We start from the raw sequence: 9,304 nt of genomic DNA, 5'->3' as shown, positions 1-9,304 counted from the left end.
TGGGCGTAATGGCTTACCCGGCTCCCCCCTGACGCGGGGGTCCCCCCCGCCCGCCGCCCCCGCTCCCCCCGGGGGGGCGGGCCGTTACACCCGCCCCGCCCCCCGCGGTGCGTCGTGCGGGGCGGGCCGTCGGGAGCGGCGTTGCCGTCGCCGGGCGACGAGTCCCCGGTGTCAGTGACGACGGCGGTGCCGCGGCGGGGCCGGAGCCGCCGGTGTGTGCCCGCTGCGGCACCCGCGCCGAGGGACAGCAGCCGACCTGGTCCTTCTCCGCGGAGGAGGACACCCGCCGTCACTCCTGTGCGGTGCGCTCCCGCGACGACCCGCGGGCGATCGGGGGCCGCCCGGGCCCGCGGTGGTGGCAGGGGCAACCCGTGCCCGCGGCGCTCGACGTGCCCCTCGGCGCCGTCAGGCCTGGGCGGCCGGTTCCTCCGCCGCCGGTTCCTCCGGGACGAAGCCCGGCAGCCACTCCTCCAGTTCCTCCCGCAGCCGCACCGTCGCCCCCAGCTGACAGAGCACGCCGATCGTGCTCAGGGTCACCCGGTGGATCAGGAGGTAGGCCGGGGGAAGGTTGAGCTGCTTGGCCAGCTGGTAGGCGGGGGAGCGGGGGTCCGCTATCCGGGCCGCCTGGCTCCGGATCCAGCCGCGGGTGAAGGTGAACTCGTCGGCCTGGGCCGGCTCGATGATCGGCAGGAGGTAGTCGAGGACGGCGTCGGGGTCCAGCTCGATCGACTCCTTGACGAAGCCCTCGGCGCAGAGCATCTCGTAGACGGCCTCCGCCTCGCCGTCCAGCGTCATCCGCAGGGCCTCGCCGATGGGCTCGGGCAGCCCGCCCGGGAGCCGGTCCACGGTGCCGAAGTCCAGTACGCCCAGACGCCAGTCGTCCTCGCCGCCCGGACCGCCGGGCAGCAGACGGAAGTTGCCGGGATGCGGGTCGGCGTGCAGCAGACCGGTGCGGGCAGGACCGGAGAACAGGAAGCGGGCCAGAAGCTGGCCGGCCCGGTCACGCTGGGCCTGCGTGCCGTCCGAGATGATCTCCGACAGTGGTGTGCCGTCCATCCACTCGGTGATCAGCACCTGCTCGCACTGGTGGACCACATCCGGCACGACGACGTCGGGATCGTCGTCGAACTCCTCGGCGTGGGCCCGCTGGGCCCGGGCCTCCAGGCCGTAGTCCAGTTCTTCGGAGACCCGGTCCTTGAGCTCGGTGATCAGCGGCTTGACGTCCATGCCGGGGATGAGCGGCCCCAGCAGACGGGCGAAGCGGCTCAGCTGGTTCAGGTCGGACAGCAGGGCTTCGCCGGCTCCCGGGTACTGCACCTTGACCGCCACCTCGCGGCCGTCGTGCCACACCGCCCGGTGCACCTGGCCGATCGAGGCCGCGGCGGACGGCTTGTCCTCGAACTCCAGGAACAGCTCCTGCCAGCCCGCGCCCAGCCGCTCCTCCAGCACCGCGTGGACGGTACGGGTGGGCATCGGAGGGGCGGCCTCCTGCAGCTTGGTCAGCGCCGCCCGGTAGGGACCGGCGACTTCCTCCGGCAGGGCCGATTCGAAGACCGACAGGGCCTGGCCGAACTTCATCGCACCGCCCTTGAGCTCGCCGAGCACCTTGAACAGCTGCTCGGCGGTGCGCTGCTGGAGCTCGCGGCCGACAAGCTCCGCGGACTCGCCCACGATCCGCTTGCCGAGCCCCCAGGTAGCCCGCCCGGCGAAGCCGAGCGGGAGCGCGGCCAGCTTGGCGGTCCGGGTGACCGCCTTGCGGGGAAGATCAGACATGCGCCCTCCAAGTCCCTGCCGGCCGCTTCGCGTCCGCCTTGCGGCGCCACTCCTCCGACGGCCCGTGCACGGTCATTGTCTCGTGTGACCCCCCGTCCCCGGAGGTGTGTTCTCCCTTACCTTTTTCCGGATCTGTGCGCGCGGCTCCGCACGGGCAGGCCGGGTGCGGCCGGACCGGGCGCGCGTGCCAGCGCAGAGCGGGGAGGGAGACCTCCCAGCGTGCGCCGGCGCTGGACGGGACCCGGCCGTCCAGGAAGGCGAGCGCGTGAGCGGCCGCGAGTCCGGCCACCGTCGTGGCCAGCGTCACGTCGCAGGCGCCCACCCGGCGCTGCCGACCGGAGCGCCACTGGGCGGCCAGGCGCGGCCAGACCGGGTCCCGGTCGGTGCGGTCCTGCTGGAGACAGCCCGCACAGCTCGTCTCGCCGGGCAGGACCAGCGGGCCGACCACACCGGTCCCCTCCACGACACCGGCGTAGAGGTGGGGTGTGCCCGAGGTCACCAGGGTTTCGGCGGCCGCCGGGTCGGGCGCGTGCACGGCGACGTCGTCCCGCGGGGCGAGGACGACCAGACCGAAGCCGGGGTCGCCCTCAGCGAGGGGAGACCGGGCGGTCCGGCGCGGCGGGCGGTCCGGGGCGGCCCGGCGCACCGCGCGGCGGGCCGCCTCGTCCCTGCGGTCGCCGACGGCCTCGGCGGGCAGCCCGCCCGGCGCGACGTCCCACGGCTCGACCCGCCCGACGTCGCGCACGTCGACCTCGTGCACCCCGGCCCCCGACAGCAGTGCCGCGAGGGTGGTGCCCACCCGGCCCCCGCCCCTCACCTGCACCCGCATACTGCGGCGCGCCGCCAGCCGACGGAGCGGGTCACCCGGTTCGGAGGTGATCAGGGCGAGGGACGCCAGATCCGGACGGAGCCGGTCGAGCACCTCCGGTCTCTCCCGCAGGGCCTCGGCGTCCGGCCCGCCGCCCCGCGAGTCGTCCAGCAGCCCGGCCCGCGACAGCCGGCGCACCAGCCGGTCGACATGCCCCTCGGGCAGGTCCATGCGCCGTGCCTCCTCCCGCAGGAGCTCCAGCCCGCGGGTGCCGTCGAGCAGGTCGAGGAAGCTGCCCGTGGCCGTGTCCACAGGACCCAGCGTCAACGCGTGCGCCGGTGTCATCCCGAACTGCACGGTGTTGAGATCGCGCCATCCGCGCCGAAGCGCGGGCTTGACCATCGGATGCATGACAGGCCCCCGTATGTCCCGGATCGTCCCCGTTGGACGGTCGAGCCCTTCACGGCTCGTCCGACACGTGCCAGCATGCCGGGACGGGGCGAGGACTGCCGAAAGTTGTCCACAGGCAGCAGGATTCATCGTATAAATCCGGCGCCCGGTGGGGGGAACGCCATGGAACCGTTCCGGAGCCAAGACTTCCCCGTGTGCAGCGGGTACCGTCGGGGCGTGCCCGCCGACCCACTGCACCGCGCCGGAACGCCACAGCGCAGCACGACGAGCCAGCCGACGAACGGCTCATGGGCGAGCGCGATCGAGGTCCGCAGGAGCGCCCGCCGCCGCAGAACGGTCTCCGCGTACCGCGAGGGCGATCGCACCGTCGTACTCATCCCTGCCCGGATGTCCGAGGCGGAGGAGCAGCGCTGGGTGACCGTCATGCTCGACAAGCTGGCCGCGCAGGAGAGCAGGCGGACCCTCGGGGACACGGAGCTGGCCGAGCGCGCCCGGCGGCTGTCCGACCAGTACTTCGACGGGCGGGCCAGGCCCGTCTCGGTGCGCTGGGTCACCAACCAGAACACGCGCTGGGGCTCGTGCACCCCGTCCGAGGGAAGCATCCGGCTGTCGCACCGGCTGCAGGGCATGCCCGAGTACGTCGTCGACTACGTCCTCTGCCATGAGCTGGCGCACCTTCTGGTGCCCGGACACGGCCCGCGTTTCTGGCGGCTGCTGGAGGCGTATCCGAGGACCGAGCGGGCCCGCGGCTACCTCGAAGGGGTGGTCGCGGCCGCGCGGCTGCCGCATGTGCCGGGTGCGCGGGATGCGTGAGCACGGCCCGAAGTGAGCACACCGTAGGCCTGCGCACGCGTTGTGTACCGGGTCTGTACCGACTTCATCCGGTGTCCGGGTTTGCCGTTAGCCTGGCGCGACGCACTCACATTCGGGATGGGGGACGGTCGTACGTATGGCCAGGGAATTCCAACGCGGCCACAAGGCCAGGATCAGTGACCTCACGGCGGGTACGGATCTGTACGTAGGCGTGCAGATCTCCGGTCCGGGGCTGACCTTCGACATCAGCTGCTTCGGTCTCGACGCCGACGAGCGGCTCTCCGACGACCGTTACTTCGTCTTCTACAACCAGCCGAAGTCCCCCGAGGAGTCCGTTCAGCTCCTGGGCGCCCAGGCGGGCGACACGGAGTCGTTCCGCGTGACGCTGGACCGGATCCCGCAGCAGATCAGGAAGCTGTCCTTCACGGCGACCCTCGACGGTGCCGGGCAGATGTCGCAGATCGGTCCCGGGTACATCCGTATCGTCGCGGGCGGCGAGGAGGTGGCCCGGTACCCGTTCAACGGCTCGGAGTTCTCCACCGAGCGGGCCGTGATGCTGGGCGACTTCTACTTCAAGGACGTCTGGCGGTTCGCCGCCGTCGGGCAGGGCTTCGACGGTGGGCTCGACGCGCTGCTGCGGAACTTCGGCGGCGAGGTCGCCGAGGACGAGCCGGCCGCCGCCCAGCAGCAGCCGGAAGCGGGCGGAGCCGCGCCCGGTTTCGCCCCGCCCGCCCAGGCCACCGCCCCGCCCGCGTTCGGCGTACCCGCAGGCGCCGCGCCCGCTCCGGCCCCCGCGCCCCAGCCCGCCGCACAGGGTTTCGCGCCGCCGCCGGCCCCCGCGCCTTCCGCACCGCCGGTGCACACCGCGCCGACCATCGTCGCCCCCCTGCACACCCCGCCCGGCGGCTCCCCGGTGCCGCCCCCGGCGCCGGCGCCCGCGCCCTACGGCCAGCCGGGCCAGCAGCCGCCGTACGGCCAGCCCGCCCCGCCGCCTCCGGGCTACGGACAGCCGCAGGCCCCGCAGGCACCTGTCCCGCCGCCCGGTTACGGACAGCCGCAGGCCCCCGCCCAGCCGCCCGGTTACGGACAGCCCACACCCCCTCCGGGCTACGGCCAGCAGCCCCCGCCCGGACAGCCGCCCGGCCAGCAGGCCCCCTACGGAGCACCCCAGGGCGCACCGCAGGGCTCCGGCGTGCTCGGCGCGCTTCAGCAGTTCAAGGAGACGCCCACCGGTCAGCGCTGGACGCAGCAGAACAAGAAGCTCGTCCGCGTCGACCTCGGCATCGGCGAGCAGCCCGTCCTGGCCCGGCAGGGCAGCATGGTGCTCTACCAGGGCAAGGTCGACTTCAGCTACAAGGGCGCCGGCTTCTCCGGCCGCATCGTCGGCAACGCCACCGGCCAGGAGATGCAGCTGATGCGCTGCACCGGCAAGGGCCAGGTGTTCTTCGCCGAGAACTCCACGATGCTGCACCCGATCGAGCTCCAGGGTGACGCCGTGTGCGTCTCCGCCGAGAACGTCCTCGCCTTCGACGAGGGCCTCCAGTACGAGGTCCGCCGCATCGAGGGGCACGGCATCCCGGGCGGCGCGCTGTTCACGATGCAGTTCCAGGGGACCGGCACCATCGTCGTCAAGACCCACGGCACGCCGGTGGTGCTGCCGGTCACGCCCACCACGTTCGCCGACTGCAACGCCGTGGTCGCCTGGTCGGCCGCCTCCCAGGTGGTCGTCTCCAGCCAGGTGCGGATGCGCCGCAACTCCTACCCCGGCGACACCGGGGAGAGCGTGAACCTCCAGTTCAGGGGCGCACCCGGCAACTTCATCGTCGTCCAGCCGTACGAGATCTAAAGGGAGCCCGTCATGAACCAGCCACTCGCGGGCTACGCCCCCGCCCCCGTCACCGCCCGCATGGAGAACCACGGCAACCACATGGCGAAGATCGCCATGCAGACCGGGAACGACCTCCTCGCGCGCGTGGGCTCGATGGTCGCCTACGAGGGGTTCGTCCAGTACGAGCCCAACCCGCCGGCCGTCCGCCAGATCGCCAAGGACTGGCTCACCGGTGAGGGCGCGCCGCTGATGAAGTGCTCCGGCGACGGCCTGCTCTACCTCGCCGACTACGGCGCCAACGTCGTCGTGATCAACCTCAACGGCGACGGCATCTCCGTCAACGCCACCAACCTGCTCGCCTTCGACGCCCACCTCACGTGGGGCGTGGAGCGGGTCAAGGGCCTGGCGAAGTTCGCCGGACAGGGCCTGTGGAACACCAGGATCTCCGGGCAGGGCTGGGTCGCGCTGACCTCGCGCGGCAAGCCGATCGTCGTGGACTGCGGCGGAGGCGACGACGAGACGTACGTCGACCCGGACGCCCTGGTCGCCTGGTCCCCGAACCTCAAGGTGAAGGGCAAGCGCAGCTTCCGCGCCCAGTCGCTGATCGGCCGCGGCAGCGGAGAGGCCTACCAGATGGCCTTCTCCGGTCAGGGCATCGTCGTCGTCCAGCCCAGTGAGGACAGCACCGACCGCCTCCGGGTCCGGGGCTGAGGGGGAGCAACCACACCATGCAGAGCCCGCTTTTCGCCTTCAACGACCAGCAGACCCAGGAGCGCTGGAGCCTGCAGAACCAGCAGATGCTCCGCGTCGCCCTGGAGGGTCACGACGACGTCCTCGCCCGCAAGGGCACCATGGTCGCCTACCAGGGACTCGTCGAGTTCGACGCCGAGTTCCAGGGCAACAGCGCGTCACGCGCGCGTGCGCAGACCGGTGAGGGACTCGACCTGATGCGCTGCCACGGGCAGGGCACCGTCTACCTCGCCAACCTCGCCCAGCGCATCCACGTCATGGAGGTGGAGCAGGACGGGCTGACGGTCGACAGCAGCTACGTGCTCGCGATGGACTCCTCGCTGCACCACGAGGTCATCGCCGTCGACAGCCTGTACGGCATCTCCGGCTCCGGGAAGTACCAGCTCAACATCACCGGCCGCGGCAAGGTCGCCCTGATGACCTCGGGCATGCCGCTGCTGATGCAGGTGACACCGGACAAGTACGTCAACTGCGACGCCGACGCGATCGTCGCCTGGTCCACGTCCCTGCGCGTGCAGATGCAGGCCCAGACCCACTCCTCCGGGGTGTGGCGGCGCCGCGGCAACACCGGCGAGGGCTGGGAGCTCAGCTTCATGGGCAACGGCTTCGCGCTCGTCCAGCCCAGCGAGCTGCTGCCGCCGCAGAACGCCCAGATCGGCTCGGGCGTCGCCGCCCAGTACGGTGTGGGACAGCAGGGGGCCCGCGGCCAGAACCAGGGCAACGTCTGGAGCTGAACGCACCGGTGAGGGGCGGCCGCCACGGCGGCCGCCCCTCACCGGTGCGTCAGATGCCCAGTCTCGTCCGGGTCGCTTCCACCAAACGGGTGACCGAGGTGTCGGCCACGTCCGCCACCTCGTCGTACGGGAACCAGCGCAGGTCGAGGGACTCGTCGCTGATCGCCTCGACGGATCCGGACGGAGCCAGCGCCGCGTACTGGACGTCCAGGTGCCAGGCACACGGTGTGTGATGACGGTCCAGACGCACGGGGCCGCCGGGGACCAGGGTCAGTCCCGCGATGCCGGACTCCTCCGTCGCCTCCCGCAGGGCCGCCGCCGCGAGCGAGACGTCACCCGGCTCGCAGTGCCCGCCCATCTGGAGCCACATCCGCAGCTTCCGGTGCAGGGTCAGCAGCACCCGGCCCCGCTCGGGATCGATCACCAGGCCGCTGGCCGTGATGTGGCCGTCCGCACAGGCCTTCCACATGCCGTCCGGATGCGCCGCGAGGTGGTCCAGATAGGTCTGGCGCAGTTCGGGCTGGTCCTCGTACCCCTTGAGCACGAGGACCGCGTCGTCGTGGAGGCTCACTCGGCGTCGTCGCCCTTGTTCTCGCTCTTGTCCTCGCCCTCGTCCTTCTTCTTGAGGTCGGGCTTCCCGCCGGCGGCCTCACCGAGCATCTTGTCCAGCTCGGAGAAATCGATCTGCTCGCGGTGCACGAAACCGTCCGGATCGTCCAGGTCGGTCGCCGTCGGCAGCATGTCCGGGTGCGCCCACAGGGCGTCCCGGCCGTCGACCCCGCGCGCGTCGGTGAGCGAGGCCCACAGGCGCGAGGCGTCGCGCAGCCGGCGCGGACGCAGCTCCAGGCCGATCAGCGTGGCGAACGTCTGCTCCGCCGGGCCGCCCGAGGCGCGGCGGCGGCGCAGCGTCTCGCGCAGCGCGTCGGCCGACGACAGCCGCGGCTTGGCCGCGGCGTGCACCACGGCGTCCACCCAGCCCTCGACGAGTGCCAGCGCCGTCTCCAGACGGGCCAGGGCGGCCTTCTGCTCCGGCGTGTCCTCCGGCTGGAACATGCCCTGCTGGAGGGCCTCCTGCAGCTGCTCCGGATTCTGCGGGTCGAACTGCCCGACGACGTCCTCGAGCTTGCCGGTGTCGACCTTGATCCCGCGCGCGTAACCGTCGACGGCGCCGAACAGGTGCGAGCGCAGCCACGGGACATGCGCGAACAGGCGCTGGTGGGCGGCCTCGCGCAGGGCGAGATACAGCCGCACCTCCTCCTGGGAGACGCCCAGGTCCTTGCCGAACGTCTCGATGTTCAGCGGCAGCAGCGCGGCCCGGCCGGCCGGGCCCAGCGGCAGGCCGATGTCGGACGAGCCGACGACCTCACCGGCGAGCACGCCGACGGCCTGCCCGATCTGCGTGCCGAACATGGCGCCGCCCATGGAGCGCATCATGCCGATCAGCGGGCCGGCCATGGCCTGCATCTCCTCCGGCAGCACATCGCCCATCGCGTTCCCGACGCGCTCGGCCACCGGGTCGACCAGCTCCCGCCACGCCGGGAGGGTGGCCTCCACCCACTCCGCGCGGCTCCAGGCCACGGCGGAGCTGGCCCCCGACGGCAGGGAGGTCGCGTCGTCCAGCCACAGGTCGGCCAGACGGACCGCTTCCTCCACGGCCCTGCGGTCGGCGGGCCCGACGCTCGCGTCCTTCGAACCCTCCGTCGTGCCCTGCGAGACGGTCTGCCGGGCGATCTGCTTGGCCATGTCCCAGTTCACCGGCCCGCCCTCGTAGGAGAGCATCTGGCCGAGCTGCTGGAACGCTGCGCCCAGGTCGGTGGGGTTCAGTGACCCGAACATCGCGGCGAACGGATTGTCCGCGCCCGGGCCGCCAAAGCCTCCGGCTCCGGGCACGCCGAAGCCGAACGGGTTGGCCGGGCCCTGACCACCACCGCTCTGCGGGTCCTTCTTCTTGCCCTCGTCGCCGTCGTCCGGCTCCTCCGGCGGAAGGCCGAATCCGAATGGGGTGTCACTCACGGGTTTCCTCGGCTGGTAGGGCCACCGGTTCTTTCCGGCGGCACGGCTGCCCGACAACACCACCCAGCGTAGACACCTGAAGCGGTTCGAGCCTCGGTGCTTCGCCGACAGCAGGCCTGCGGCAGGATGGATGCCACCTGGTACGCACGCGTCGCTCGCGCTCGTACTGAAGAC

The 9,304-nt window shown here is 72.2% G+C and carries 8 protein-coding genes; 4 read left to right on the top strand and 4 right to left on the bottom strand.

Annotated features, from left to right (window positions below):
• Positions 1-405: 405 nt before the first annotated feature.
• Together ACH5AO_RS13005 and ACH5AO_RS13000 are read right to left on the bottom strand one after the other, a co-directional pair.
• Positions 406-1,773 (bottom strand): ABC1 kinase family protein, encoded by a 1,368-nt coding sequence (locus tag ACH5AO_RS13005; RefSeq protein WP_398924299.1) that lies wholly within the window; start codon positions 1,771-1,773, stop codon positions 406-408.
• A complete protein-coding gene (locus tag ACH5AO_RS13000) occupies positions 1,766-2,992 on the bottom strand; it encodes a TOMM precursor leader peptide-binding protein (RefSeq protein WP_398924298.1) in 1,227 nt (408 codons plus the stop codon). Before ACH5AO_RS13000 ends, ACH5AO_RS13005 begins: the two co-directional genes overlap by 8 nt.
• A gap of 216 nt (positions 2,993-3,208) precedes the next feature.
• On the opposite strand from ACH5AO_RS13000, the gene ACH5AO_RS12995 reads away from it, so the two are divergent.
• The 4 genes from ACH5AO_RS12995 to ACH5AO_RS12980 all read left to right on the top strand — a co-directional run bounded on the left by ACH5AO_RS12995 (position 3,209) and on the right by ACH5AO_RS12980 (position 7,117).
• Positions 3,209-3,805 (top strand): M48 family metallopeptidase, encoded by a 597-nt coding sequence (locus ACH5AO_RS12995; RefSeq protein WP_398924297.1) that lies wholly within the window; start codon positions 3,209-3,211, stop codon positions 3,803-3,805.
• 136 nt (positions 3,806-3,941) lie between these two features.
• On the top strand, positions 3,942-5,651 hold the full coding sequence (locus ACH5AO_RS12990; RefSeq protein WP_398924296.1) for a TerD family protein: 1,710 nt from the start codon (positions 3,942-3,944) through the stop codon (positions 5,649-5,651).
• Between the two features lie 12 nt (positions 5,652-5,663).
• The gene (locus ACH5AO_RS12985) at positions 5,664-6,344 is read left to right on the top strand and encodes an AIM24 family protein (RefSeq protein ID WP_085572876.1); all 681 of its coding nucleotides are present in this window, start codon (positions 5,664-5,666) and stop codon (positions 6,342-6,344) included.
• A gap of 17 nt (positions 6,345-6,361) precedes the next feature.
• Positions 6,362-7,117: an AIM24 family protein gene (locus tag ACH5AO_RS12980; protein ID WP_398924295.1), complete on the top strand. Its 756-nt coding sequence runs from the start codon at positions 6,362-6,364 to the stop codon at positions 7,115-7,117.
• Between the two features lie 49 nt (positions 7,118-7,166).
• Here ACH5AO_RS12980 and ACH5AO_RS12975 read toward each other — a convergent pair whose 3' ends face one another.
• Positions 7,167-7,688, bottom strand: a complete 522-nt coding sequence (locus ACH5AO_RS12975; RefSeq protein WP_398924294.1) for an NUDIX hydrolase — start codon at positions 7,686-7,688, stop codon at positions 7,167-7,169.
• Positions 7,685-9,130 (bottom strand): zinc-dependent metalloprotease, encoded by a 1,446-nt coding sequence (locus ACH5AO_RS12970; protein ID WP_398924293.1) that lies wholly within the window; start codon positions 9,128-9,130, stop codon positions 7,685-7,687. Before ACH5AO_RS12970 ends, ACH5AO_RS12975 begins: the two co-directional genes overlap by 4 nt.
• Between the last annotated feature and the right edge of the window lie 174 nt (positions 9,131-9,304).

The sequence above is a fragment of the Streptomyces sp. NPDC018964 genome (genome assembly GCF_044390325.1).
GTDB lineage: Bacteria > Actinomycetota > Actinomycetes > Streptomycetales > Streptomycetaceae > Streptomyces.
This window is presented reverse-complemented; position numbering and strand designations above follow the sequence as displayed.

Coding starts and splice junctions, on each gene's coding strand:
- ACH5AO_RS12985 (WP_085572876.1), top strand. CDS start 5,664: ATGAACCAGCCACTCGCGGGCTACGCCCCCGCCCCCGTCACCGCCCGC.
- ACH5AO_RS12980 (WP_398924295.1), top strand. CDS start 6,362: ATGCAGAGCCCGCTTTTCGCCTTCAACGACCAGCAGACCCAGGAGCGC.
- ACH5AO_RS13000 (WP_398924298.1), bottom strand. CDS start 2,992: ATGCATCCGATGGTCAAGCCCGCGCTTCGGCGCGGATGGCGCGATCTC.
- ACH5AO_RS12990 (WP_398924296.1), top strand. CDS start 3,942: ATGGCCAGGGAATTCCAACGCGGCCACAAGGCCAGGATCAGTGACCTC.
- ACH5AO_RS13005 (WP_398924299.1), bottom strand. CDS start 1,773: ATGTCTGATCTTCCCCGCAAGGCGGTCACCCGGACCGCCAAGCTGGCC.